This window comes from Amycolatopsis sp. NPDC004772 (genome assembly GCF_053601215.1).
Genome location: NZ_JBSGBK010000012.1, coordinates 121,066 through 146,864 on the forward strand (window position 1 = coordinate 121,066; position 25,799 = coordinate 146,864).

General features: G+C 62.2%; 23 protein-coding genes and 2 pseudogenes. 10 read left to right on the plus strand and 15 right to left on the minus strand.

The window, feature by feature from the left end; all coding sequences use genetic code 11:
- Positions 1-19: 19 nt before the first annotated feature.
- Together ACWEF6_RS10660 and ACWEF6_RS10665 are read left to right on the plus strand one after the other, a co-directional pair.
- The gene (locus ACWEF6_RS10660; protein WP_449682693.1) at positions 20-604 is read left to right on the plus strand and encodes a hypothetical protein; all 585 of its coding nucleotides are present in this window, start codon (positions 20-22) and stop codon (positions 602-604) included.
- Positions 605-793: 189 nt separating this feature from the next.
- Positions 794-1,384, plus strand: a complete 591-nt coding sequence (locus ACWEF6_RS10665) for a hypothetical protein (RefSeq protein ID WP_449682694.1) — start codon at positions 794-796, stop codon at positions 1,382-1,384.
- A 194-nt stretch (positions 1,385-1,578) separates the two neighbouring features.
- Here the strand turns inward: ACWEF6_RS10665 and ACWEF6_RS10670 are convergent, their stop codons facing one another.
- The gene (locus ACWEF6_RS10670; protein ID WP_449682695.1) at positions 1,579-1,977 is read right to left on the minus strand and encodes a hypothetical protein; all 399 of its coding nucleotides are present in this window, start codon (positions 1,975-1,977) and stop codon (positions 1,579-1,581) included.
- A gap of 420 nt (positions 1,978-2,397) precedes the next feature.
- On the opposite strand from ACWEF6_RS10670, the gene ACWEF6_RS10675 reads away from it, so the two are divergent.
- Both ACWEF6_RS10675 and ACWEF6_RS10680 read left to right on the plus strand, forming a co-directional pair.
- Positions 2,398-3,153 (plus strand): hypothetical protein, encoded by a 756-nt coding sequence (locus ACWEF6_RS10675; RefSeq protein ID WP_449682696.1) that lies wholly within the window; start codon positions 2,398-2,400, stop codon positions 3,151-3,153.
- Positions 3,154-3,734: 581 nt separating this feature from the next.
- Entirely contained in the window at positions 3,735-4,631 is an 897-nt protein-coding gene (locus ACWEF6_RS10680) for a recombinase family protein (RefSeq protein ID WP_449682697.1), read from the plus strand.
- A gap of 1,281 nt (positions 4,632-5,912) precedes the next feature.
- On the opposite strand, the gene ACWEF6_RS10685 is transcribed toward ACWEF6_RS10680, so the two are convergent.
- The 5 genes from ACWEF6_RS10685 to ACWEF6_RS10705 form a co-directional block, all read right to left on the minus strand.
- A complete protein-coding gene (locus tag ACWEF6_RS10685; RefSeq protein WP_449682698.1) occupies positions 5,913-7,244 on the minus strand; it encodes a hypothetical protein in 1,332 nt (443 codons plus the stop codon).
- Positions 7,245-7,249: 5 nt separating this feature from the next.
- The gene (locus ACWEF6_RS10690) at positions 7,250-9,268 is read right to left on the minus strand and encodes an ATP-binding protein (RefSeq protein WP_449682723.1); all 2,019 of its coding nucleotides are present in this window, start codon (positions 9,266-9,268) and stop codon (positions 7,250-7,252) included.
- A gap of 15 nt (positions 9,269-9,283) precedes the next feature.
- Entirely contained in the window at positions 9,284-10,150 is an 867-nt protein-coding gene (locus ACWEF6_RS10695) for a DNA adenine methylase (RefSeq protein ID WP_449682699.1), read from the minus strand.
- A 1,061-nt stretch (positions 10,151-11,211) separates the two neighbouring features.
- Positions 11,212-13,116, minus strand: a complete 1,905-nt coding sequence (locus ACWEF6_RS10700) for a type ISP restriction/modification enzyme (protein ID WP_449682700.1) — start codon at positions 13,114-13,116, stop codon at positions 11,212-11,214.
- Between the two features lie 402 nt (positions 13,117-13,518).
- A complete protein-coding gene (locus tag ACWEF6_RS10705; protein ID WP_449682701.1) occupies positions 13,519-14,229 on the minus strand; it encodes a TIGR02391 family protein in 711 nt (236 codons plus the stop codon).
- 268 nt (positions 14,230-14,497) lie between these two features.
- Between ACWEF6_RS10705 and ACWEF6_RS10710 the strand changes: the two genes are divergently transcribed.
- A complete protein-coding gene (locus tag ACWEF6_RS10710; RefSeq protein ID WP_449682724.1) occupies positions 14,498-15,283 on the plus strand; it encodes a G1 family glutamic endopeptidase in 786 nt (261 codons plus the stop codon).
- 71 nt (positions 15,284-15,354) lie between these two features.
- Here the strand turns inward: ACWEF6_RS10710 and ACWEF6_RS10715 are convergent, their stop codons facing one another.
- The 4 genes from ACWEF6_RS10715 to ACWEF6_RS10730 all read right to left on the minus strand — a co-directional run bounded on the left by ACWEF6_RS10715 (position 15,355) and on the right by ACWEF6_RS10730 (position 18,482).
- Positions 15,355-16,191 (minus strand): DUF3846 domain-containing protein, encoded by an 837-nt coding sequence (locus ACWEF6_RS10715; RefSeq protein WP_449682702.1) that lies wholly within the window; start codon positions 16,189-16,191, stop codon positions 15,355-15,357.
- A 165-nt stretch (positions 16,192-16,356) separates the two neighbouring features.
- Positions 16,357-16,695 (minus strand): hypothetical protein, encoded by a 339-nt coding sequence (locus tag ACWEF6_RS10720; protein WP_449682703.1) that lies wholly within the window; start codon positions 16,693-16,695, stop codon positions 16,357-16,359.
- An 86-nt stretch (positions 16,696-16,781) separates the two neighbouring features.
- Positions 16,782-17,849 carry a DNA-methyltransferase gene (locus ACWEF6_RS10725; protein ID WP_449682704.1) on the minus strand — a complete coding sequence of 356 codons (1,068 nt, stop codon included), beginning with the start codon at positions 17,847-17,849 and terminating at the stop codon, positions 16,782-16,784.
- Positions 17,850-18,050: 201 nt separating this feature from the next.
- A complete protein-coding gene (locus tag ACWEF6_RS10730; RefSeq protein ID WP_449682705.1) occupies positions 18,051-18,482 on the minus strand; it encodes a hypothetical protein in 432 nt (143 codons plus the stop codon).
- Positions 18,483-18,576: 94 nt separating this feature from the next.
- Here ACWEF6_RS10730 and ACWEF6_RS10735 point away from each other — a divergent pair.
- Positions 18,577-18,784, plus strand: a pseudogene (locus tag ACWEF6_RS10735) (acyl-CoA dehydrogenase); the annotation flags it as partial.
- 12 nt (positions 18,785-18,796) lie between these two features.
- On the opposite strand, the gene ACWEF6_RS10740 reads toward ACWEF6_RS10735, so the two are convergent.
- From ACWEF6_RS10740 to ACWEF6_RS10750, 3 genes and pseudogenes are all read right to left on the minus strand, one after another.
- On the minus strand, positions 18,797-19,477 hold the full coding sequence (locus ACWEF6_RS10740; protein WP_449682706.1) for a winged helix-turn-helix transcriptional regulator: 681 nt from the start codon (positions 19,475-19,477) through the stop codon (positions 18,797-18,799).
- 82 nt (positions 19,478-19,559) lie between these two features.
- Complete coding sequence (locus ACWEF6_RS10745) at positions 19,560-20,399, minus strand: AfsR/SARP family transcriptional regulator (protein ID WP_449682707.1); 840 nt, start codon at positions 20,397-20,399, stop codon at positions 19,560-19,562.
- 570 nt (positions 20,400-20,969) lie between these two features.
- Positions 20,970-21,095 (minus strand): annotated as a pseudogene (locus tag ACWEF6_RS10750) (DNA-binding response regulator); the annotation flags it as partial.
- 506 nt (positions 21,096-21,601) lie between these two features.
- Here ACWEF6_RS10750 and ACWEF6_RS10755 point away from each other — a divergent pair.
- The 3 genes from ACWEF6_RS10755 to ACWEF6_RS10765 all read left to right on the plus strand — a co-directional run bounded on the left by ACWEF6_RS10755 (position 21,602) and on the right by ACWEF6_RS10765 (position 23,344).
- Positions 21,602-22,396 (plus strand): helix-turn-helix domain-containing protein, encoded by a 795-nt coding sequence (locus ACWEF6_RS10755; RefSeq protein ID WP_449682708.1) that lies wholly within the window; start codon positions 21,602-21,604, stop codon positions 22,394-22,396.
- Positions 22,397-22,582: 186 nt separating this feature from the next.
- Complete coding sequence (locus tag ACWEF6_RS10760) at positions 22,583-22,711, plus strand: 3-hydroxyacyl-CoA dehydrogenase NAD-binding domain-containing protein (protein ID WP_378195881.1); 129 nt, start codon at positions 22,583-22,585, stop codon at positions 22,709-22,711.
- 327 nt (positions 22,712-23,038) lie between these two features.
- On the plus strand, positions 23,039-23,344 hold the full coding sequence (locus ACWEF6_RS10765; protein WP_449682709.1) for a helix-turn-helix domain-containing protein: 306 nt from the start codon (positions 23,039-23,041) through the stop codon (positions 23,342-23,344).
- Between the two features lie 24 nt (positions 23,345-23,368).
- Here ACWEF6_RS10765 and ACWEF6_RS10770 read toward each other — a convergent pair whose 3' ends face one another.
- The gene (locus tag ACWEF6_RS10770) at positions 23,369-24,214 is read right to left on the minus strand and encodes an alpha/beta hydrolase (protein WP_449682710.1); all 846 of its coding nucleotides are present in this window, start codon (positions 24,212-24,214) and stop codon (positions 23,369-23,371) included.
- 219 nt (positions 24,215-24,433) lie between these two features.
- Here ACWEF6_RS10770 and ACWEF6_RS10775 point away from each other — a divergent pair, with 219 nt between their 5' ends.
- A complete protein-coding gene (locus ACWEF6_RS10775; protein ID WP_449682711.1) occupies positions 24,434-25,189 on the plus strand; it encodes an SDR family NAD(P)-dependent oxidoreductase in 756 nt (251 codons plus the stop codon).
- A gap of 46 nt (positions 25,190-25,235) precedes the next feature.
- Here the strand turns inward: ACWEF6_RS10775 and ACWEF6_RS10780 are convergent, their stop codons facing one another.
- Positions 25,236-25,640, minus strand: coding sequence for a VOC family protein (locus ACWEF6_RS10780; protein ID WP_449682712.1), 405 nt, complete (start codon positions 25,638-25,640; stop codon positions 25,236-25,238).
- Positions 25,641-25,799: the final 159 nt, after the last annotated feature.

Sequence of the window (25,799 nt, forward strand, 5' to 3'; positions counted from 1 at the left end):
CAGTTCAGAACTTTGCGCGATGTTCTCCGTATCGGACCTCTCCGAAGCCTTAGCAAAGTTGATGCCAGGCGAATCGGTCTCAGATGCGACTATCCAGGAGCGATTTGAATGGGCACGACGTGGTGGTGAATCCTACACCTATGCCTTCGATGTCCTGGGTGCCGGCCAGGCTCGGTCATATTTACTGAAGGCGTTAGTGCCAACTGTTGGTACGCAAACGGTACAGGCTGCTACAGGGCTGTATCTTCAGCATCACGAGTATGTGCGGGCCAGTGGTGTTCAGGTACCGAATGTCTACGCCGTTTTGAACGGGACTCTTCTTATTGACTATATCCCGGATGTGGCCGTCGAGCAGTTACGGTCGCTAAAGCGTGTAGATCAGCTCCAGTATGAGCTATTGGTTGGTCAGGTTCGCTCTATTATCGAACGCATCTATGCGCTCGGGTTCCGGCCGATTTTTGGCTGGTCCGATTTTCGTGTGGACCACGGATCTGTTTATTTGGTCGACCTCGGCGTAGACTTGGGGAGTCAGAATGGTGAAGCTGGCAAGTTCGATTCGCATGAGTGCGAACGTGCTTTGAGGTATCTCCTAATTTCGGTTTGAGCTAAGCGCGTGTGCTGGCTGCCTGACGGCATGATGTCACTGGTTTGGCCTAGGGGTATCGTGTAGTTCTTAGGCTAGGTTGGTTCTATGTGGTCTGGCTTGCGGAAGTACATCGTGAGATCATGGAGGGTCCGGTCCACTCGACGAGCAGCCGTTCTGGCTTGGTCTTCTGTCGGGTTGGGGATCCTTATGATCGGGATCGCTGGGTTCACCTCGGAGTTTACGCAGGCGGTCCTTCTGCAGATTGGCTCGACCATACTGCTGATCGCTCCTCTCGTAGTGATGCAGCGTATCTTGACTGACGAGTTGATGAGTCATAGCGTTGATGAGGCCGAGGACCGCATCGCTGCCTCAATGATCTCTGTACGCGACGACTTCTTGGCGGAAAAAGACGCAGCCAACGTAGATCCTGAGTTGAGCGCAGAAGATGTATATCGCGACGCCGTCCGAGACGCTTTGGTGAGCAGCTTCAAGGTGGATAGCGAATCGGATCAAAGTCGGCTAGTAATACGCACGCCGGGTGCCGGCTATGGTCGCTTAAGGGTCGTTCCTAGGTATTTCAAAACCCCCATTCCTTCGATGATTGTGCAAGAATTACTGGATCTGGCGGATATGACGGACGACTTGGTTGTCCTTGTGACATCGAATAGGCTCACAAACTCGGCGGAGCAGGCTCGTAGGGACGCGCCGAGGGGGCAACTCGAGGTCATCAAGTGGTCGCCGGAGCAGGGCGGGAAGGAACTTATCGACCGGGTGAAGTCTTTGGATAAGCGCTATTGACGGCCAATTGTCACGCCGATCGAGATCGGGGTGGAAGGTGCGCGCGTTCGGTCACTGTTACACTAGTGCTCCTCTCTTCCTGTAATTCGTACGGAGTCAAGAGCGTGTTACGCCCCGTCTGGTTAAGTGGGGTCGCACACCCGTTTGCTGGTCTCGTACGAGCAATGACTGCGCGACCCTGGGCCGCAGTTCGATCAGAGGCTCGGCACTCGGCCGCGTCGAGGCCGCATTGCCCACGCGCCGAGAAGACTGAAGCTGCCAACAAGCGTGCTGAGGGACGTTCCGACCGCCGGCGCAGTCGTCATAAACACAGCAATGATGATGCCGCCACCCACCGCGAGCAGCAGGCACACGCGCATGGTCTGCGCCCAGCCTGCAAGGATGGTCATTGCCAGGCACAACCAGTTGTCGCTGGTACGACGACGCTGGCGCCCTAGCCCGCGGCGGATCATGACGCGATCGGCGGCTGCCAGCATCTCCTCGCGGGAAGCGATTCGCCGCGGCTCAGGCGCATCGGCCTTTCTTGTGACAATCTTGACCCGATCGGGTGCATCGTTGTCTAGCTTCTTGCCATTATCTGGTTGTACAGTCACGACGTCCTATTTGTTGTGTCGCAAGCGAGCAATCGGACAACCCGCGTGGCTCCCTGGTGCAACAGGGGGCCACGCAGCATCTTCTGGGCCTCACCCCCAGGCGGTAAGAAACACCCTGGCGAAGTCGGTTGGTTACCCTCGTGTAGCACTCAGGGTCGTTCCTGATCACGCCTGCCGCCCGGTAGCGGCGAGCCGCCCGGCCGCCGCCGCAGTCGCGTCATGTGGCTGTCGTTCCCGGGGGAGAAGGCTGGTTCACGCCCTCGATGTCCAAGAAGGAGCTCGGGGGCATCACCGACGTCACCTCTGCTCACCTTCGAGCAGGGGTGCCTGTTCGAACGGCGTCATCGAGGCGGGTCTGCGAACGGTTGTGGCCGGTCAGGTGCGAAACTGGGTGGAACGTGACGACTTGAGGAGTTCGGTGTGGCCTCTGATGCCCTGGAAAGATCGGTCCCGGCGTCGAGCGGGCAGGGGCAGCCGATCCTCGAGCTGCTGGACAAGGCCATTGGTTTGCAAGCGCCGCTGGTACGCAAGAACATCGCCCGGGCTCGTCAGCGCAACCCGGAGGCGACACCGGCGGAGGTCGTGCGCACGCTGGAGAGGATGTACGTCAGCGCCCTGACGGGCACAGGCGCGGCGGTCGGGGCCACTGCGGCCGCGCCCGCCGTCGGTACTGGGGTCGCACTGGCGTTGTCGGCGGGCGAGGCTTTCTCTTCGCTCGAACTGAGCGTCCTGTTCGTGCTCTCAGTGGCCGAGGTCCACGGCGTTCGGCTGGACGAGATCGAACGCCGGCGGACGCTGGTCATGGGGATCCTGCTTGGCCAGTCAGGTTCCAACGCGATCGTCGGGAAGGTCGCCGAGCGCACCGGTCAGCACTGGGCCCGCCAGCTCGTCAGCAAGGTGCCCACGGCGACGCTGAAACAGATCAACAGCGTCCTGGGCAAGAACTTCGTCACCAAGTACGGCACCAAGCAAGGCATCATCGTCCTTGGCCGGGTGGCTCCGTTCGGCATCGGCGCTGTGATCGGCGGAGGCGCCAACGCCACCGTTGCTGCCCTGGCCGTCCGTGCCGCCCGCCGTGCGTTCGGCCCGGCACCACAGGCTTGGCTCGAGGCATCCCGGGATCCCGCCCTTCCGACGCTGAATTCTCAGCTCGTTCGTCCTGAGCAACGTTCCTGACCAGCGCTGTCCTGCGCGCAGTGCTGAACCGGGGCCAGATCATGCCACAGGCAGTCTGCGACGTCTGATAGCCGCCACGTCTGCGGCGTGCGGCCGACGAGGCGCGATGTTAGGTCACCCGCCGAAAGCCGAGATTGCTGAGCTCACCACTGCGTACCGACACTCATCGGAGTGAACTTTGCGGCTGTGCCGTTGCCGCAGGACGACACTGAACTTCTGGAGGTCGCCGCGAGTGCGTTAGCGCTGCCGCGTGGATCGGAGGTGGCCGTGGCCAGCAGCATCCAGCAGGATCCGTGGGCGGCCTTGGATGCGTTGTGGGGCAGGGGAGCGGCAGAGCCGGTTGAAGCGAGCGCGGATGCCACTGCTTTCTACGGCCGATGCTCCACGGAGGACAACCAGGATCCGCGGACATCGCGAGGCTGGCAGCTGGGCAACGCCCGACGGTTCATCGAACCGCGAGGTGGGAGGATCGTCGCTGAGTATTTCGACATCGGCGGGTCCCGATCCGTACCGTGGCATCGGCGGCCGGCCGCCGCGCAGCCCTGTGCGAGCTGAAGGACCGTGGACGTGGGTGGAAGGCCGTGGTGGTCGGCGAGGGCACACGATGTTGGTTCGGCAATCAGTTCTCCCTGACTGCGCCAAGACTGGCAGCGTACGGAGTTGACCTGTGGGTTCCCGAACTGGGTGGGCGGTACGAAGCACGGAACCCGTCGCACGCGATGCTGATGAGCCTGCTCGGAGGGATGAGCGAGTCCGAGCGTCGGCACGTCCAGCTGCGGGTACGCGCGGCGATGGACGTGCAGGTCCGCAACGAAGGCCGGCACCAGGGTGGTCGCGCCCCCTATGGCTATGTCGTGGTCGACGGCGGGCTGCACCCGCATCCGCGCAAAGCCGCCGAAGGACTTCACCTGCGAGTCCTGGACCTCGATCCGGACGCGGCGGTGGTCGTGGCACGAATCTTTGCCGAGTACCTGGAGAGCCACACCGACCGTGAGATCGCTGCTGGCTTGGACCGAGACGGGATCCAATGCCCGTCTGCGAGGTGTCCGGCGCAGAATCGGCACCGACGAGGTGACGGATGGCACGCCAGCACGGTTCGGGCAATCTTGGAGAACCCTCGCTACACCGGCTACGCCGTCTTTGGCCGCTGGACGAAGCACGACGTCCTGCTCGATCCCGACGACGTGGCCGCCGGCCATGCCGTGCGGTTCCGGCGAGCTGATCCAGGCGATGTTGTGCGCTCGGAGCGGCCCGCACATCCGGGCATCGTCTCGGTGGCGGACTTCATTCGGGTGCAGCTGCTGCACCGTGCCAAGGCTGGTGGCGGCAGCATGATCGAACGCAGGACGCGCCGTACGGTGCATCGATACCGCTTTCAGGGGCTGATCCGCTGCGCACAACTTCGGTCTACGTCCGTGAGGATGCTGTCCTGCAGCGGGTCGATCCCTGGCTCGCGACGAACCAGCTGGCTGGGCTAGCCAGCGCGGGTCAGCGCGAGGACATCGCGGCGGCCGACATGTGCCGTGCTCTCGGCCTCGCCCTTCGGTTCGACCCTGACTCGGCAACGCTGACGGCAATCATCACTTCACAGCCCGCTGACCGGATGGTGTCGGCAGCTAATACCGGCCGAACATGGACCAGAGTCTCCTGACGAGACTTCGTTTTGGTGGGTTCGCTGTTGGTCGGCAGCAGCGCCGCCGCGCCACCAAGTTGATCTGTGCGGAAGGTCACATGAGCTGTCGAGCTTGTCGAGTCTGCTCCATTCACGCTGGTAGAATTTTTGTCAGATTTTTATGCAATGTTTCCAAATGCCAAAGCTAATTCAGTCCGGGCGGTGACGGGAGATTCCCGGCTTGACTAACTGGCGTGGCAAGCTAAGGTGTGTGGCACCAACGGACAACAACCACTGGATCCGGAGGTATTCATAAGAAGGAGATTGAAATGATTTTTGATAAGGCTAATTATAGTCCAGATAAGACAAGCAAAGGAAGCCTGAGGTGGAAGCGGATCTTGATGGTCGTCAAGGTGATCTTCGCTGTAGGGAATATCGCCAAAGCGGCCGATTGGTTGATCGACTACTTGTCCTGACGCGTTTGCGGGGCTTCGGCGTGACCGAAGCCCCTGCGTGTGGGTGGTGATCGCCTTGCAGGCAAACTGTCGACTGAGGCGTAAAAGCGTCTCTGGGAGCAAGGCCAGCAACGGCCGGTTGCCTCAACTTGCTGTCATCAATTGTCTCGATGAGCTGGCCAGCCGCTTCGCTGAACAGTCGGTACCCGGTTTAACGTTGACAAGTGGCAGTACGTGCATTAGACGCCGCAGTACCCCTCGCTTGCCTCTGTTGACCCCTTCCTGCAGAACTCATAGCCCGGGGCACCTGGGATGTCGTCGATGCTGACGAAGTTCGTCGACTTGGAGGTGAACGTCAGCTTCGTGCCGACCGGCCAACCGAGCCAGTTGATCAATGCCTTGACGTCCGACCAGGGGATGTGGCGTCCGTGGCCTGCGTCGTGTACTAGCTGTCGCGGCTGGTGTGGGGATGGCTGGACTGGTCGAGCATCCCCGTTTCGCCGTGGTTGCGATAGCGGCCGGGCGCAGTCTGCCCCTCGGGATTGGGGGGCGTGGGCGTGGGTCACGAGGGCCTCCAGGTCAGCTGGTGCAAAGGTCGAAATCCGCACCCGAACCCGGATGCCCTCCCTCACGCCAAGATCATTCGCTCGCCTGTCGCCACGATCGCAACCTCCCCGCTCGGTGCAACTAGATCACAGGCCAGCGAACAGCTTCAGGACAGCAGCAGAGGGATAGCTGGACAACGACGCAACACCGTTAGCGAGGTTGATCGGGATCAGTGCCCCCTCGTTGTGGTAGCTGACTAGTGACGGAAGTGTTGCGAGAACTCGCTCGAAGTCGATGAGGTCATCAATAGACGCTGGCTTATCTTCGTCGTTTAGGTACTTGCCGGTAGGCGCGTTGAGCACCATCCAACTGTATGGGTCGAGTTTAACGAAGATTTTCTCGCCGTAGTTGGTGCGGAATCCGTATGGGTTGGGCAGTTCCGGTGTCCGGTAGACCTCCTCCCGGACATATCGGTGGGATAGTACGGCGTAACGAGGCAGGTCGTTGACCTTGACCGGCGGTGACAGGGCAGCGAATTCGGCAAGGTGATCGACGAGGTATCCAGTTTTTTCCTGTCCAATGATGTGAATCGGATGCTTGCGAGCCACTGCCTCGGCAAGCAGAGCGCGGATCGGTTCCACGAACTTGGAATATTGGGCACGTAGATTCAGTGGCCCGTCTTTGATGAGTAGCAGATTGCTCAGCGAGCTGAAGTCGTTACGCACCCAGAAGTGACGGACTACTGAGAACAGCAGCAGAGTTTCGTGTATGTTCATGTAGGCGGTGGCCAAGCTCTCCGGGGCGGAGTCTTCACCCATCTCAAGGTGAAATCCGATGACATCGGACACGAACACCTCGTTGCCACAGTGGCTGCACGGACCCTCATCCGTGTCGTACGCAAGCCCCTCCGAGAGTTCCTCGCAGTGGGGACAGCCGAATGCTGGAGATCGATGCTTCGTCGAGTCCCATTTCCGGTACGCTAGCCACTTGAGGGTTTCATATGCGAGTCCGTCGGCTTCGATCTTCAACGAGTCCCGCACGATGTTGCGGACTAACGTCCGGTGTGATTGCCCTTGAACTCGTATGTTTCGCAAGGGGAACACAGTGGCTGCGTGTAGTGCGCAGTCGCGCATCAGTGCCTTCATGTGCACTGGGTGAGGCATGCGCTTGTCGATCTTGTCTAACTCCCGCTTGTCGAGTCGGACAAGAGCAGTCTTGACGAACGACAACTCGCGCACGGGGTGGTCGGTCGATGCGACGGTCTGCAGTGAGCCGTCAACAGCGATGACGGAGCCCAGGGGCGTCGAATCAGCTGGATCGAACTCCTGCCACGGCGCGGGAGGTGGACCGTTCTCGTCTGACTGGGGATATTCGAACTGTTCGACCAGACTCTTGACGAATGGGCTTCGTACCACGTCAAGGTGACCGAGTTTACTGGCCCGTTCGCCGGCGAGACGTTCGCCTCCGTGATACGGCATCCAGATCAGTCCCCCTGCCTGGCTTCGAACTTACGTGCTTGGACGGGGACGACGAAGCGATGCGATCGGGTCAGGATACGCATGTAGCCGGGTGTGCGTGAGCGCATGATCTCTTCTTCGACGCCGCTGAACGCGCGCTGCAACCGCGATAGCGCCTTCACCTCGTACTCGGACGACAGGTGACCGATGAAGAAGTTCTCGGTCTGTGTCAGCAGTTCGCGGTTGATGGTCGACGGAGATTGCGTCGAGTAGACCATGCCGATGTGGAACTTGGCCCCCTCCTTCGCGAACCGCGCGTAGACGCCGGTGATGTCCTTGTCATCGAGCGGGAAAAGGTTGTGCGCTTCCTCGAAATAGAGTTGAACGAAGTGCCCGCCCAGATTTTGGCCGGTGAATTTTTCTTCCTGGCGGCGGAACACCCCTTTGGATAGTGCGTCGGAGAAATATCGGCGAACCTTGTCTGTGGCGTTCCCGAGGTCGAGGATCACGGTCTGTCCATTGTCAAGCTCTCGGACAATCTCGTTGACCAGGTCGTTGGCGTGGGGTGAATGGTACTTTGCGTACGTCCGCAAGACCGATGGCCCGGCGCCAGAGGACGGGTTCAAAAATTTCAGCATGGCGAGATCGTCGGAGTCGAAGAGCGGCTCGCCGGAACTAGTGCTCACTAGTACCGGGTCGTCGCCCTTCTTGTGTACGAAGGCGGCGACAAGCTTCAGCTCTGAAACGAGAGTGTGCAGGTTGAAGGGCTGTTTCTCGGGCACAGCCTGCTTCGCGGCGCCGTAGACCGCCGCTCGGACCTTTTGATTAAAATTCGGATTGAAATCGGCGGCGTTGGGAGACCTCAGTTCCAGTTTGCGAAGCCGGCTCTCGTCGGACGCAAACCCGGCCTCATGCAGAATAGCCCAATAATATTGAATCTTCCGGATCTGCCGCGTCTTTGCGCCGTGATCGAGCTCCTTGATGCTTGCGATCGAAGGCAGTGCGACCTGAGCAAAGCTTCGGATATAGATCGAAGTCTGACGGTCTTCCTCAAGGAGAGAGGCCAGCACCTCGATACACGAATCTGGCTGTTCGTAGAAGTTGAACCTGAGACGCTTAGACGGTGTGCCCGGGCGTTCTGTCAACGCATACACACTGCAGACGTCCTCGTTCGCACTGCGGATCGACCTCGAACCGTCCTGCTCGTTATCGTTGGCGTACTCGCCGTTGATGTCAAAGATCAGCTGGCCGACGCTGCGGTCGCCAGCGGTCGAGTCGATGATCCCTTGCGCGATGAGCTTAACCACGTTCGACTTGCCGAGGCGGGTCTTGCCAAACATGGCTGTGCGGGCACCCTTAAACTTGTCGATTGAAACGCGTACTGGTGTCGGCTCCAGCTTCTTGGCGTTCGCACTGTCGATCAGGTCGGCGAGCCTGCTTTCGGTGAGCCTCAGATCGCCCAACTCGAATGTCTCATCGCCCTCTGCGTCGACGAGGCCGTTCACGATGATGTCGAGTAGTTCGGCGTCCGGCGCGTACACCTTGTACCGGTGGGCGCTGACGACGTTGTTCACGTCGCCGGCGAACTGGACCTTCGACCGGTCGTCAACGTCGGGATGAAACATGCCCAGGACCGCGCACCGGAGCGCGCCCCACTGCAGCTCGCTCTGTGTCCACACGTCGAGTTCAGGCATCGATTTCTTGTGCAGCTCGAAGTAGGTCTGTTGCACCTGCTGGCTGAGCGGGGTCGGCGCGGTCTCCATGACGCGTAGGAGAGTGAAGTGCGGTGGAAGATCTTCGAGGTCATCGGGGGCCAAGATTAGAAAAGAGCCTCGCGGGATCCCGCCAACGGCCCGTTTGAAAGGGTCGGAGGTGATGATCGTCGCGCCATCGTATCCCACCTCGAGCACATAACCCACGAACCGCATCAGCTCGACTTGCTGCGCCTGCTCATACTTCTGTTCCCGGTCCAGGAATGAGTTCAACGCGGCCAGAGGACTCTCCTGGTGCTGCAGCCGTGAAAAGAATTTCGATGGGGCCGTCATGGTCACACTCCCTCGTCAGCTCAATACGATGAGCTCGTCGAACGTCTTGCGTTTCTGAGCGTCGGCCGCGATGGCGCTGAACCTTGACACCACCCGAGTCTGGAAGCCGTACGGCTCGTACAGCTCTCTAAGCGTGTCGTGGGCAGCGTTGGTCGCCACGACCATGGCGCCGCGATCGCGGGCTCGCCTTAACGCCCTAGCTAGGCGGATCTGGTCAGCCCAGGAGAACAGAGTTTCGTTGTACTTGACGAATCCGTTGTTGTTGTGCCGTACCGTATAGGGTGGATCCGCGAAGACCAGGTCGCCTTCTTTCGCGCGCTTGATGGTCTGCTCAAAATCGGCCAGATGGATCCTGGCGGACCGCAACAGTCGGCTCGTCGCCGGGAAATCGTCCGTGTCGAACACAACCTGTGACCTGGTGCCGACAGGCACGTTGAACTTCCCCTGTCGGTTGACGCGGTAGATGCCGTTGAAACACGTGCGATTGAGGTAGATGACTCTGGCCGCGCGTTCGGGGAGATTATCAGGCTCAGAATTCCGCACCTGGTAGTAGTACTCCGAGCTGTGGTGTGCATGGTGTCGGCGCAGCTGCTCCTCAACCTCACGTGGGTAGGCCTTGATGCCCTGATACGCGCAGATCAGGTCGGGGTTGGAGTCACCCAGGATCGCGCGTCGCGGTTTGAGATGGAAGTAGACCGAGCCGCCGCCGAGGAAGGGCTCAATGTAGGTTTTGAAGGTTCTGGGAAGGACGTCCGCATGTGCATGGACGAACCAGCGCTTGCCGCCAGCCCACTTCATGAACGGAACAAACCTTTCACCGTCGTCGACTGCTAGACGAGAAGCGTGGGCAGGCTGTGATGTCGGTGGCGGGGGTTCGTGCACCGGACGCACCTTACCGATACCTGCTGCTTCGCCCCGACCGCCGGGCCGTGACAACGCTCTGCTATGCCTTTCCCACCTGAGCTTGTAGTCGAACAGCGAGCGGGCGGCAGCGCGTTGGCTCCCCATCGATAGCCTCGTGCGGTCAACCATCGATAAACGCCTGCCCCCCTCCTGCCTGATCTGAGCCTCCGCTGCATCCTCAGCGTGCGCTGTCGACACGCACGCCGCCTTCCTGCCACGCCGGGGTGGGTCGGTTCGACCCATGAAGCTCACCCGTGTGGAGTAGAGCCGACAGGTGCGCAACTGGCTTGATGTACCTAGGCCGACGTGCCGTCGGAAACCCGCAGCAGCTGGCAGCAGAGAGGAGTGCTTGGCCGTCTCGATCGGTGATCGCCGACGCCAACCTGACCGACTCATCGCTCACTCGACGTATACCTCTGTGACCTGGTCAGAATCGGGTGACGACAGCGATACCCTGCTGGCTAAACCGGCTGCATGCGCCGCCCCCTCACGATAAATGATCACACGATGAGGTCGCTCTCGCTGAGCTGCTTGTTACGACCCGATGGCGCGAATCAACCACTTCGTCGTCGTGGGCTGCCTGAGAGCAGTGGACTGCCGCGACACCGAGCCCGACCACGGCAGCCGTGCAGACAGTAGCCAACACCCAAGCCCAGAAAGCGCCTGTCGTGATCGCGAGGTAGAGTTGGATGCCGGCGATAACGCCATAGGTGACGGCGAGCGCTCGCCAAGTGGCCTGAAGTTGCATCAGGCACCTCCTCATCGGTAGCGATGGGTCCTATGTCGCTGCTGGCGGGGCGTCAGTTACAGGGGGACCTAGAGCAGAGTTCGGCTCCACGACGAGTTGGTGAGAAGCTGACGTCGCGGCAGCGGCTCCGGATCACGACGTCGACTGGCGTCCGAGTCGAGACTGATGGCACTTGAACGACGCCACACAGCCGTTGTCGAGGCAGGGGGCGTACCGCGCTGGCCATAGACGGTATTCCGGGGCGTCGGCGATGACGGCGACCACAGCACTACTGGATAAGCCCAATGCTTGATCACTCCACGATGTCGAGCGGCGGCAAGTTATCAACGATCTTCATCGTCTCGAGGCTAACTGTTACGATGCGCTTTAAAAGGTCGATAATGTAGCGCGGATCGCTGGACCAGTCGTTGGGGTCATTGACTATTCCCGATGGCTTGTCGGCTCGGATTTGATATCGATCGATAATCCACTCGATCGCCGAGCGCGCGCCGAGTTGATATCGATACGCTTCTTCGGGAATGTTTGTAACTGCAACGTGGCTGTTATAGATGATCGTCGATCGGTCAGGCTTACCTTTGGCTCGACCGAACTTCATCTTGGTCACGCGAAATAGATCGTTGCTCGCTAGCGGGCTGCCGTTGACGTCCTCGACGATACCCGCATATGGTGTGACGTGCTCATAATTGACGTGAAGACCTGGTAGTCGTGAACCTGCCTTTGAGTACTCATGGAAGTTGCGAACCCTTGGAATTCGAGGCAGAGATTTCTTTAGATCCGCCGTAAACAGTTCGCGATACTCAACAGAATGCAAGAGTCCATAGGTGTAGAAGAAGATGTCGTCCTTGCTGATCTTCTCGTCATTGTATGTCGTGCGGAAGTCAAGCAACGTAGAGTCGGTGATATTATCGATGCGTTCGTAGCATGTTGCGCTGTCGCTAGATACCGTGAAAAGATCCCCATGGCCGTCGACTTCTCGATATGTGTAGCGAGGGAAGAACTGGCCGCCACTGCCTGCGCCGGTCAGGTGCAGATCGGGCAGTGAATCAAGCATAATGACTGAAAACGGTACGACTGAACCATTACCTACGTTGTAAAATACAAGGCTCTTGGTGCTGACTTCGGGAAATATGTCCGGCAGGCGTCCGGCGCGATCGTTGACGGCTTGGTCGAAGTAGATCCACTGTTGGCAGAATGGCCGATAGGCTACGCGGGTGACCCGGCTTGCGTCGAATTCAATTCGCTTAGAACGTGCAACCTTGGGGATCAGTCCCGATGACCAGCTGATCTTTTTGGGGTTTAAATCGATGAATTTTTCGACATCGGCAGTCGTCGGCGCTGTGATGCCATGTTTGCCACAGTGGTGGCCAAAACTCTCCACCTGCTCGTTGTAGAACTCGATCATCGATCGAGTATTCTCTTCTAGTTGGGTCTTCGAGAAGTTGTATACCCAGGCATCGCGGTTAGTCTTGAGTCCGCCAGAGTATGCTTGAAAAACTGCCTTGCTGCGTTTGGACTTGTCTCGCTCGGCGATCGATTGGAAGGTGCCGAACCGGTCATCTTGCTGGTTGATCCAATCACCTTCGCTGTTCGGCTTGAGGATTTCCCACGGAACAGTTTCGAGGTCCTGGCCGGCGAGCGTGCGGAGCTTCTCCGAGCGAGTCAAGTAGTCGCCGATGTCGCGATAGTGGAGCACGCATTGCCCACTTGCGTCACTTGTCTTCAGCAAGATTAGTATAGCTACCGTGTTTCGACTACCTGAATCGAAAACCTTGCCGCCCTCCTTGCGGGAGAGTTCTCCGGCGGTGCGCTGGTTGCCGCGCAGGTTATAGCAATAAATGATGTCGAACTCATCGATGAGGGATTTGCGTAGTCCGTCTGCTGTATTGCCGTCGATGAGATCGAAACGCGGCAGGCCCTTCTGCTGAGCCTCGGCGATCGTCGAAATGGACTGATAGGTCGAGAGCACGACGATCAATCCGGCGGCGCTTTCCTCGACGCTGGCCATCTGACGGATGAGGCGATCCGAGTCCGTCGTGGCTGGAAGGGCCAGGTCGTGAGTTGCCATGTCGTTGTCGTCGCCCTGGGTCTGCTGCCTACTGACCCGTGCGTCCGAGCACACAGCGAAGGGCCGCAGGGGTACTTCGGCCTCGAATGACCATTCGCGGATCGTCTGCGAGAGCATGGCAATGGAAGGCACCAGGACGCGGTACCAGGTTCGAGCAACTCATGGTCGAGTATCCGTTGTTCGTCCGCTGTATCGTGAGGAACCTGACCTGGATGGTGACGAAGCAGCCACTGTCCAGCTGCTGGCTGAGGTTCATGGCCGAATTCGAACCGTACACATACTTCTCTCTGGTCAAGACCATGACTGGGCGATCGTCGCCTATCGACGAAAGCTGCCCTTCACGGTTACCGGTACGCTTGTATTTGAGCGTCGAAGCTGGAGATTGACGGGTGACATTGAGGTCGATCCGAGCTTCTTGGAACATCGTGCGGAGAACAACGCCCAGACGGAGAGCGCGGGGGGCGACTCTGCGGAAGACGTCGGCTAACGCTGGGGCGATCGTGCCTGGTGAGGCGTGACTGCATGACCATAGGTTCAAGCTACGGTTAGGTCGCAGGTCTCAATCCAACGCGCGACCAGACTCATCGTTACAAGCTGCTCAAGAGCTGCTTGCTCAGGCAGTTCTGTTAGTTCGTGAGTGGCCGAGTTTCTGATGCCGCGGAAGATTCCGCTCGCGAGTAAGCGTAGCCCGTCTTGCATGCTCTTCGTCGACTCGTTGGCGGGATCGCCTGGCCATCGCAGGCGTGGCCTTCCTGCGCTTGGCGGGTTCTCGGAGAAGGTCTCCGTGGCGAGCTTGTAGTCGGAGATGTCGCGTCGGCTCACAAGGGTTTGGATATGAGCGTTGAGGCTCGTTGCGCCGGCCTGTACTGCCTCGCGGTAATGGCCGGTGTCCCAGAGGCTTTGGGCGGCTTCCCAGATCCACGGATGCATCTCATCGGCCGCAGGCTGCGGACCCGCTGGTCCGAGGTGACGTTCGATTTCTTCAGCCTCTTCGAGAAGGGTAAGCGCCTGAAGGCTGAAGGTAATGGCGGTAGTTCGACTTGGTCCCATGACCAGTTCGTAGTCGCGAAGGTCGGGCAGGACGCGCCTCATGATCGCCTTCGCGCTGGGTTCCAGCTTGACGGCTTCCTCGAAGGCAGGCTGGTTGAACCCGGTTCCTTCGTTGATGAATGAATCGTAGCGTTTGACAGCAGCGAGGTAGGCTTCAAGCTTCTCTCGGCACCATGCTTTGTCTTCGGCTTGCATGCCATAGAGTAGCAAACGGAACATCCCCAACGAAATGCCTAGGCTAACAGCAGCTAACTTCGTGGCTGGTCAAAGCGTGACCAGCGCTTTGTCGGCTAGAAGTCGGTGCCGACATACCCAGAGAGTCGTGGATGATCTTGTAACAAGGCGTTAGCGCCCTCCGACCTGGCTTCGGACGAGTTGCGTGGAGAAATGAGGTGCCTCGGTGAGGAAGTCGCGAAGAACGTTGCGGAATATTGGGGTAGTTTTCGGACTGCTTAGCTTGTTCATGCAGTTGGCGGGTGGCCCAGCCGCAGCAGCTCAGAATCTCCCTCCGACAAGCCCGCTCTGGTCCGGCTACGTCGTCACAGCGCAGACCGGGTCGCCACGTGTCACTGGCGCGCATGCGACGTTCACGGTCCCAAAGGTGACCTGTCCGAAAAAGGCGGCGGAGATCGTCTGGTGGGTCGGCATCGACGGGGCCTACGGGGCTACGTTGGCACAGGTCGGCTTGGGAGCGACCTGTTCGGGCCATGGTGGCCCGACCTACTACTTGTGGTGGGAGCAGATGCCGAACCGGGCCCAGGCGGTCAAGGTCGACCATGCCATCAGTCCGGGGGACGGCGTCAGTTTGGACATCTGTGAGAGCTATGGCTGCCCGTCGCGACCGAACACGCCTCGGCAGTTTCAGTTGTCTGCCGTCGTGACGCCGCCGCTTGAGCAGACAGATCCGGGCTATTGGAGCGACCTGTTCGTCAAGCAGATCAACTACACGACGCCGCAGGTGACAGGTGAGTGCATCGTCGAGCGTCCGACGATCAAGGGCAAGCCGACCGGGACCGACGGCCAGGATCTCTTCCCGCAGTACTCACCGACGGACATCTATTGCAGTGTCCTCACGTCGGACGGCGTCGCGATCGATCTGGCGAAGCCCCCGGCGGGTTACAAGGTCAATAAGATCGAGCTCCGAAGCAAGCAATCGGGCAATTACCTGACACGTACTTCCGCGCCGCGCGTGGACCCGGTCATCGGACAGGCCCGTTCGTTCACGTCAAAGTGGCTCGCTGCGAAGTAGGCGGTGGCAGGCAACATCACTGGGAGTCCGAGTATCCGCCGCCCGGCACTCGACCGGACGGCGGATACTGCTCAGTACCTCAACATCTCGCACTGCTCCTTCGAAGCAGCCAGAAGTCGACGCACTAGTGAAGCGAACTCACCCTGCTCGATGAACGGCATCAGCGTCATGCTCTCGAACGCGATCCCGTGTCGGATCGCCAGCCACTCATCGCCACCGTCGACCTGCTGGATGAAGCACAGGTCCCGGTAGTAGAACGCCGTGCCCAGAGACCAGTTCGTGAACCCGATGCGCTGCTCGAGCTCCTGGACGCTGTAGCAGCCGACGAAGCTCCCGCGGGTAAACGGCGGATCGCCGGCCTGCGAGATCCACGGGTTGGCCAGTCCGAGCTGGTACCACTCCGCCCGCAGGTCGTCGCTGAGCCGCGGCACCACGCGGACCTCGTCAACGATCTGCCATCGTTGCATGAGCCGTACGGCGTGGGCGTAGGCGTCGAACCACTTCTCGAAGACCTGGTTGTCGCCGTGCCAGAGCGCGTCGCCAGCGACGTGCATCTGAACGAGATACTGCTCAGTGTCGAACAGCAGGTCGACAAGGTCTTCGGGACAGTCGAGGTCATTACCGTTGGCGTCCGGCGGTCCAACCAGCAGCGCCGGACCGGCGATCAGATCTCGGCCAAGGAAGACGCTGTTGTGGACCCACAGCAGTACCGTGGCGCGGGCGTTGACCGGCAGTCCTTCGAGTTTGCCTTCCTCGTGGAAGTACATGCCGGCGTCCGGCCGTTCGAGATTGATGAGCTCGAGCGGGCCGCCGACCACCTGGCGGTAGGCGTCGAGGTCGTTCTGGTTGAGGTGCTGCTGTCGGATCGGTTGACCCAGATCGACAGGCATGACGATCGCGTTAGGCATGGGTGCCGCTCGCTTCTGGACCGTTGGGCTTTTGCCTGGTGGGCGGTCCGGTCCACACCAGGCCGATCACCCCTCTGAACTGGGGAACACGGTCTGGGGTGGATGTGGGGCGGAGGGCGGTCTCGCGGACCGCCGCTCCGCTCCAGGTTTGGCGAACCATCGAGCTCAGTCGGTGGTCTCACCGGTCTTGCGCCGGCCCCGGCGCTCAACAGGGGCATCGGCGGCAGGTGCATCGGTTGTTGCTGGCACGGCTTCGCCGAACAGGCCCTGAATCGCGCCGCGTCGGGCAGCGGCTTCGCGCTCGATCTCCTCGAGAGCTGCCTCTGCTCGAGCAGCGAAGTCGCTCTCGGCCCGCTTGGTGTTGACGTACAGCTCAACAGCCCGCAGGGCTGCATCTCCCAGCGAGATGCCGTCGAGCTGAGCGACCAGCGCGAACTGCGCATGCAAGGCGTCGGGCACCTTGATGCCCAGCGTCTTGACGTTGACGTTTCGTGGATCCGACATGCGGAGCCTCCTCGGTGCTGGTGCGGCCGGCCATCCCTCAGCTGGGATGACATGGGCGGCCGCATGGCACCGGCGAGGCGCTGAGGTCAGGCAGCCGCTGGCTCACCGCGTTGCTGACGTTGACCACGCAGGCGTTCACGCGCAATCGCCGCATACTCCGGGTTCAGCTCGATGCCGAGCCAGTCGCGGCTGTGCTTCTCAGCTGCCAGTGCCGTCGTGCCAGTCCCGAGGAACGGGTCCAGGACGACGCCGGGGTGGCTCGCCGCGTTGCAACGACAGGTAGCCTGGAGGTCACCGACCGCGAGTAGCCGGCCGTCCTGGCGCTCGAGGCTGCGCTGCCATGGTGTCCCGCACGCCGAGCAGACTCGTTCCGGACAGGTCGCCAGTAGGCATCGTTCAGCCAGCGCGAGCGGGTAGACCGCGAAGTGGCCGCCGCGAAACCCGGCAGTTGGCAGCGTCCAGACGTCGCCTGGGTTCTTGCCGAGCGGGTGACCAGCCAGGCCGCCGGCCTTGAGTCTTGACAGCCCGCGGTTGTCGTTGAGCGTCCGCTCGGGTCGGCTCGTCGCTCTGGTGGTTGGCGGTGGGTAGACCCTGCTTGTCGCAGGTTCAGGAGGCCGGTGACGTGTGACAAGTGGTTGACGGATGGCGTCCAAGTTGAAGTAGTAGCGCCGCGAGCGACTGAAGAAGTACAGCAGCTCGTGGGTCGTAGTCAGCCGGTCAACGACCGACGACGGCATGGGGTTGGATTTGGCCCAGACGACCTCGTTGCGCAGCGTCCAACCGTCGTTGACCAGAGCCAAGGCGACTCGTGCGGGCCCAAGGAGCAGACTCTTCGGCGTGGCGCCTTCGCTGGGCCGGCGGGCGTAGCTGTCGCCAAGGTTGAGCCAGAGGGTGCCGGTCGGTCGTAGCACGCGAGCCAGCTCAGCCGCGATGTCGCGGAGGGTTTTCACCCAGACGTCGACGTCGGACTCGGCGCCGAGCTGCTGGTCGTGGCCGTAGTCGCGGACGCCGAAGTACGGCGGGCTGGTGACGATGGTGTCGATGGAGTCAGCTGTTAGCTCGGCCAGGCGCTGGCGGGCATCACCGACGAGGATGGTGTTGCGGGGGAGCTGACGGGGTGCCGGGAGCTCACCTCCTTGCGGGGTTTTGATCATGAATGGGTCTCGGGTTAGGTATTGGGTGTGCCCCGGCGCCGGTCAGGGCGCCGGGGCGGGGATCGGGCCACGTGGCCCGATCTGGGCGGTTCTCTGGGGCGGTGGCGTACCCGCTCCTAGTCCTGACCAGCGTGTTCGCGGACGTACCGGGCCAGGGCGGGGTTCGATCTGGGTCGCATCAGGGCCACCCTAGGGTTATCACTAGAACAAATGCCTGAATGAAGGCTGCGCAGTAGGACCGCAACGCCTGACGGCGAGCCAGGACCACCCGCATCGCGGGTGGTCCTTTTTGGTTGTGCCCTCCGCGCCGGTTGCTGCGGCCCGCTGACCTTGGATGGCGTGGAAGATCGCTTGGTTGAGTAGGCGGCGCTGTTGGTCGTTGCAGCGTTGAGACAGCTGGTCGGGCTGTTCGCGTGCGATGTCGCGCAGCTTCTCCTCGACCTTGGTCCGAGGCAGCGTGCTGTCGGCGGCGAGGTCGATCAAGTTCTCGTCCTGCGTGTCGAGTTCCTTGAGCTGTGCCGTGATCTGCTTGCGCAGCAGGCGTGCACCGGGTGGCCCTGGTGCGTAGGCCGCAGTCGTAAAGTTCGTCAGGCAACGACGCCCCTTCCCGGTGAGCAGGTCATCGACCTCCACGTTGGCGTTGTGTGGACGGATCGTGCCCAGCTCGGTGAGGAATCCTTCGGCTCCCGGAGACGTGCAAGCCCTGCCAGCCAAGCGAAAGCGGCAGCTCGGCCGCGTCTGCGATCTGCACGTGCTGGCGGGCGTCGAGGCGGACCGGGCGTGGTTACTCGAACACGGGTGGCTGAGCGCGAGCAGGGGCAAGGCCGTGGTCGCCGCCGTCGACCAGCTGTGCAAGCAACTACGCCCGCACGCTGGTCGACGCGTTCGCCATCCCGGAGCAGTTCCTGGCCGCGCCGATGGTGACCGAACAGTGAAGGCGGCCAGGGTCAGCGGACAACGAGGCCCTCCACCGGGGCCGGGGGCGCCGGGATGTGGAAGAGGTCGACGAACCGGTCCAGCAGGGTGAGGTTGCCGCTCGCCCGCAGGATCCCGGCCTCGATCGCGGCCAGCGGGCTCAGCCTGCCGCTCAGCAGCGGCTGGATCGAGCCGACCGGCTCGATGACGAGGTCGGCCCCGGGAAGGGCGCCCTCGGCGACCTTGAGCGCGCCGTCGTCCACGAAGGCGTGCACGATCAGGTCGCCATAGCGGATCTCGAAGCTGACGTTGACGCCCGCCGCGTGCTCCGGCCGGAACGTCGTGTACAGCGAAAGGATCGCGGAGTCCATGGTGAACAGGTCGTCCGGCGCGGGGTCGATCATTGCCCTCGCGCCCCACAACCCCAGCTGCAACAGCACCGGTTCCAGGTCGCGGCCGTACTCGGTGAGTTCGTAGACCACGCCCGCGTCCAGTTGCGGCAGCACGCGCCGCCGGAGCACGCCTGCCTTTTCCAGTTCGTTGAGCCTGCCGGAAAGCACGCTCGGTGGCAGCTTCGGCAGGGTCTGCCGCAGGTCCGAGTATCGCTTCGGGCCGAGCAACAGGTCTCGCACGACGAGCAGCGACCATCGCTCGCCGACGAGCTCGAGGGCGCGGGCGACGCCACAGAATTGCCCGTAGGTTCGACCGGTCATGATGTGCGTCCCCTCTACGCCGGTGAGGGCGGTGTAGGTGTTGTGGTTTGCGTTCGAAAGCTGGTTTGTTCGCGTGGCCCCTTCAGCGGTGCGACTGGTCCGAGAGCAGGACGTGGTGCAGCTCCTGGAGCTCGTTACACGGCTCGAGGCCGAGCTCGCCGCTCAGCCTTGCCCGGAACTGCCGGTAGAGCTCCAGCGCCTCGATCCGCCTGCCGCTGAGGTTGAGCACCCGCATCAGTTGGCCGTTGAGGCCCTCGTCAAGGGGGCTGGCGGCGATCAGCGATCGCAACTCGCCGATCAGGTCGTAGAACATGCCCGCCTCGATCTCGGCATGGATGCGCAGGCGCTGCGCGTTTCGTCGCTGTTCCTCCAGGTCGGTCGCATACACCGAGAGCACAGGGCCGCATGTCACGTTGGCCAGCGGCGGCCCGCCCCACAGGTCCAGTGCCTTGCGCAGGACGGTGGCGGCTTCGCCGTAGTGCTGCCGGTCGAACAGCGCCCTGCCCTCCCTGACCAGCCACTGGAACACGGCGACGTCGACCTGGCCAGGGTCGACGCGCAGCAGATACCCGGGTGCCCTGGTCACGATGATCCGGTCGCCGTCGCTGGCGAATCCGTTGGCTTCGATGTACCTGCGCAGTTGCCAGACGTGTGTCTGCATGGTGGTCCGGCCGCCGCGGGGCGGGTCGTCCGCCCACAGCTCCTTGATGATCAGGTCACCCTGCACGACCTTGCCGGGACGCATGAGCAGCATCGCCAGCACCTGGAGCACCTTCGGTGCCGTCGGTGCGTGGTCCTCGCCGTCCTTGCGGACCTCCAAGGGGCCGAGAAGGGTGAAGTGCGGCCCACCGTTGGGCTGGCCGGCGAACCCGGCCGAGGCGTCGTCAGATCGGTCCCATAACGCCAGGTCGGAATCCAACATACGTGGCTCCCATCGGTGACTTCCGTCGCTGGTTGACGTCCGCCCAGTTCGATGTCGATCCAAGCGACGGTCGATTCCTGAACATTGGCAGATCGATTGTGTTCGCGGCAGTGCACCGGCCACGAATACCGATTTGAGTCCGGCCCGCCGTACCTATGGTCAACGCATATGCGGTTCATGGATTGTGCACCGGCGATATCGGCGACACGAAACCAGAATTTCTGGCACAGCACTAACTTTCCCGAACCACCAGGAGTATGTTAGTTAGTCACGTGCTGCACAATACTGAGGCGTAATGATGACCAATCGGGTCCAGTAAAGTACGCAGAATGGCAGCAAACACTACTTCGAACAGTCCAGCAGTGTCTACTCCATCGAGCTCTAAATTCCAGACTGGCGAATGGCCCAGGATCCGCCGGCTCGGCCTCGTCGGAGGCGACTTGGAGACCGAGTCAGAGCCGCCGGGCAGTTACCGGTTGCGCGCCACGGTTCCATTGCCGCCACGCTGACCGGGCCCGTTCAGAACCATTCGGCCTCGCGCGCGATCCTGATCGCGTCCACCCGGTTCGGAACGGGGAGGATGTCGTCGCCGGAAGCCACTTCGGCGACCACTTCGATGTCGGGTTCGAATCCCAGCAGCGCGACCAACGCACCGCGCACCATGTGCGCGTCCTCGGCAAGCAACACTCTGACCAACGGTTGCCATCCGTTCTGTCCCAGCCGAACCACCTGCTGGGTGACCTGTCGTTACGACAATCAGGTGATGCGGCCGCCCCGGCGGCCAACCGCGTGCGCACTGCCCGTGCCATCGGCTGGGTGCCACTGACTTGCCTGGTCCTTGACCCCGCTTTGACGTGCGCGAGAACAGGTGGGGTCATGCTAGCTCCCAGACGAGGTTGACGGCGCGATTCGTCGACACAGACGTCGGAAGCAATGATGAGCCGGAACGTCGCCGCACCTCGCGCGGCGCTCCGGTGGGTCGTGGTCGGGGCAGACCACGACGCGAACTGGGGCCGAGCCGCCCGGTCAGGGACGTGCGGTGACTCGGAAGCGAGTGAGAGGCCGCGAGTGAGCACGGACCACAGCAGGTAGGACATCTTTGTCTCCAGGGTTCCGGACTGTGCCGCAAATGCTGGAGTCCATGGGGGAGGCGAGTGGATCCGGCGGTTGCGGATCGTTCTCGAGGACCGGAGGAGAGACCTATGCAACTTGCCGTCCAGCACGCAATTTCGGCGATGCGCGATCGGTACTTCGACCCCATCACCCTCGGCCAGATAGCGGCTGAGGTGTTCGTCAGCCCCTTTCATCTCTCCAGGGTGTTCGCGGAGCTGACGGGCGTGACGCCGGGCCGTTACCTGACCGCCGTCCGGTTGTTCGAGGCCAAGCGGCTGCTGCTGACCACCGATCTCACCGTGGCCGACGTCGTGTGCAGCGTCGGCTACAACAGCGTCGGCACGTTCACCAGCCGGTTCACCAAGGCGGTCGGGATGACCCCCACCCAGTACCGCAGCCCGGAGGTAAGCAAGTTGCTGCTCGCCGTGAGCCCCGACTTCCACCGGGTGCCCCCGGCCGAGGCACTGCCCGGCGCGAACGGGCTGCCCGTGCAGGGTGCGGCGTCGATGTCCGCCACGGTCGACCTGCCCGCCGAGGCCGCCCCGGCCAACGTGCTGGTCGGCCTGTTCGCCGAGCGCATCCCGCAGTGCGGGCCCGTGGCGTACGCCGCGCAGGCCGGTGTCGGCTCGACCAGGCTGACCATCTCGGACGTGCCGCCAGGGCGGTGGACCGTGCTCGCGGTCGCCGAGGGCGCGGAGAGCATCTACCTCGGCACGGTTCGGCAGCCGGTCGTCGTGTCGCCGGGTGGCGCCACCAAGGTGTACCTGCGGTTGCGCGAACTGCAACTGACCGATCCGCCCATCGCGATCACGCTGGCCTCCGACACCTTCCCGCACGGTATGAGCCGCGATCTGGCCCGTCCCGAGCTGCGGATTGCGGCCTGACCAGGGGCGCGATGATGGCGACGACGTTCGGCGCCTGCGCCGCAGGTTCTTGGCCCCGGACGCGCCGGACGACCCCGCAAAGGCCATCCAGGTGCTTGCAGAACCACGAGTTCACCCCAGGATGAACGGGGGAGTGTGCACTCGAAGAGAGGACGACCTCCGAGAGGCGGCCGTACCGTCGATCTCGTGGACCTCCGCACTGTGACCGTGCTCGGCGCCGGCACGATCGGCACGTCGATCGGACTCGCGCTGACCCGCAGCGGTGTGCGCGTCCGGCTGGCCGACCCGACGCCGACGCGCTCGCCGCCGCGGTGAGTCGCGGCGCGGGCGTTCCGCTCGCCCCGGGGCGGGAGGCCTTCAGTCCCTCCAGTCGACGTCGGCGCCGCAGAGTTCGGGGATGAACACTTCTACAAGCGATTACTGATTGGGACTGGAGGACTAATGATGGGGAGTCGGAACTCCGACGTAGTCTTCGTCAGGTGGCCCGCGCAGGCGGACCTGCGGAACCGCTATCAGCTTGAGGGGGTACCTCGATTACTCGTCGTAGAAGGAGGCGCGGTACCGCCGGTCAGCAACGACCCGATTGAAGATTGGGCTCGCCAACCGATATCTCGGGTTGACCTGGATGCGAGAGTCAATGCCTTGCAGAACCGGTTCGACAGCCGCCGGGCGCCGAGGATCGACTCGGCGGGAACGCTGAGTTTCGGAAGTCACTCGATCACGATCTCGACCACTCAGGCCCACCTCATGGCCCTGCTCGTCGAACGCTTCGGCGAAGTAGTGTACCGCAACGAGCTCACGAACTATTTGGCAACGCAGGTAACCACCCTTACAAGGAACTCGCTCGACCTGCACATTATGCGGCTCCGCCGAAGACTTCAGTCGATCGATCTGTCGATCCGCACCGCGTGGGGCCGAGGATACATCCTCGAGGCTATGAGCTCCTGAAGCAAAGCCTCTCTGGTGCGGACTTCAGCTGTTGCCGGTCAGCAGTCGAACCAAGGTGCTGCCGACAGGTGTGTCCGGGTTGGCGAGGTCGAACGGCAGGTCGAAGTGATTTCGGTGCGCGAGGACCATTTCCTCGACGGTGATTCCGTTCGCACGTAGGGCAGCGACGTAGTTGTCGTGCTGACGGGCGTACTCCGGTGTCTCGAGTCCGCCACGGGCCACGGTGATCGGTGGCGCCTTGACTGGGGCGTGCTGGACGGGGCTGTTGCGGTGAGCCGATTCCTCCGTGAGGCCCAGTGCATCGTTGACGTAACTGTGCCGGACCGGGTCGAGGTCGTAGATGCCGCTGAGCAGTGTGGCTGAGCCGAACACTTCGGCTGGTGTCCGCCCGTCGGGCAGCCAGCCGTCGGTCAGGGCCATGGCGACCAGGTGCGCACCCGCTGAGCTGCCGCTGAGGTGGATCCGGCCCGGCGCGATGCCATAGGTTTCCGCGTTGTCCACCAGCCACAGCAGGCCACGGCGCACCATGGCCACGATCGCGTCGAGGTCGTAGTTCGGTGCGAGACCGTAGCCCAGGGCAGCGAAGGCCGCGCCGGCGTGCAAGGCGGCAGGTGCGGCGAAGCTGGACTCGTTCTTGCTGAGCTGCTGCCAGTTGCCGCCGTGCACGTAAACCAGCAGTGTGTTGGCGTCGTAATGCGGAAAGAGGTCAAGTTGCTCGACATCGGAATGCCCATAGTGCACGGTATGATGCCGGTATGTGGCTCGGGCGCCGGCGCTACGTGTGGCGTACTCGTGTAGGTAGTACTCGATGTCGGTAATGCACGAGCTGGGCGAGTACTGTCGGTCCAAGTCGCCCCAGATGGTCGTCATTGTCGTCACCCCCAACTAGTACGGTGTCACACGCTAACATTTATCTTGCCAACGTTTCGACTGCTCAACAGAACTCTGAAAGACTGGTCTAAAGCATCTTTCAAAGACATTTCGTAGGTGTGTTCGGTGTCGTGGGGCACGTGTAGCGTCTGGTGCCGTCAGCATGCGGCCGGCTGTGGGCGAAGCGTCGTGGAAACTGCAAGTGAGGAGCGTACGCGGATGAGCTTGTCCGGCAGAACTGTGGTCGTGACCGGCGCCGGTTCGGGGATCGGCCGTGCGACGTGTGCAAGGTTGTGCCGGGCAGGCGCGCGGGTAGGCGCGATCGGTCGGCGCAAGGAACCACTGCTGGCTCTGCGCGATGACCTCAGCGACGAGCCCGGTGAGGTGGTGGCGCTGCCCGCCGACGTCGGTTCGGCAGCCGAGGTCGAGCACGCGGTACGGACTCTGACGGATCGGTGCGGTCCGGTGAGCGGAGTCGTCAACAATGCCGGCCTGGCGCGCTTCGCGCCGATCGAGTTTTCCTCGCCGTCCGATCTGGACGCCATGTTCGAAGTGCACATCCGTGGACCGGTGAACGTGCTGCGGGCCTGCTTGCCGGAACTGCGTAAGCATCGTGGCGCGGTGGTGAACGTGTCGTCGGTCGGTGGCGTTCTGGCGATGCCGAACCGATCCCTCTACGGCGCGACGAAGGCCGCTGTGAACAGCCTGACCCGGTCGTGGGCGCGGGAGCTGGCGCCACAGGTCCGGGTGAACGCGATCCTGCCCGGCCCGGTCGACACGCCGATGTACGACGACCTGGGGCTTACCGGTCCACAGACCCAGACCCTCCGTGCGGACTTGCTGGCGTCGACCCCGTTGGAGAGGTTCGGCGAACCCGATGAGATCGCCCGGTGGATCACCCTGCTCCTCGATGACGACACGTCGGGGTGGGTCACCGGTGTGCTCTTACCGGTCGACGGCGGCCGGACCACCTGATCCGGCTGCATGCGTTCGCGGAACCGTTGTAGTGAGGCGGTGCCGATCAAGCGAAGGTCGTCGCTCCCCACTCGGCGGCGGGGACGTCACGGACGTGCTCGGTGAACTCCCACAGGTGGTTCTCGTGGTCGAGGGCGAGGTACTGCCGTAGGCCCCAGGGTTTGTCGCGGGGTTCGTGGAGGGTTCGGGCGCCCTCGGCGCGCGCGTGGGCGTAGTGCTTGTCGACGTCATCGACCCAGACGATCACCTGAGCCACGGCCGGCACACCGGTGGGCGGGATGGTGAGCCGCCCGCCGACCTTGGCGAGCATGACGACGCCGGCACCGGTGTGCAGGTCGGCGTGGCAGACAGTGCCGTCGAAGGTTTGGCGGAGTAGTTCGCGGAAGCCGAAGACCCGGGTGAGCCAGGCTGCGGCGGCCGGCACGTCGGTGTAGCCAAGTTCGACGACCACTCCGGGGAATCCAGCGTCGGGGTTGTACACCGGCACCTCCGGGGCCAGGAAGGGGTGACGGCCCCTGGTCGACACCTTGGGCCCAGCCAGTCAGGAGCCAGGGCGAGGTGATCTTCGAAGGCGACGCCCACGCTTGCGCGGCGAGCCCCCGCGCCGAAC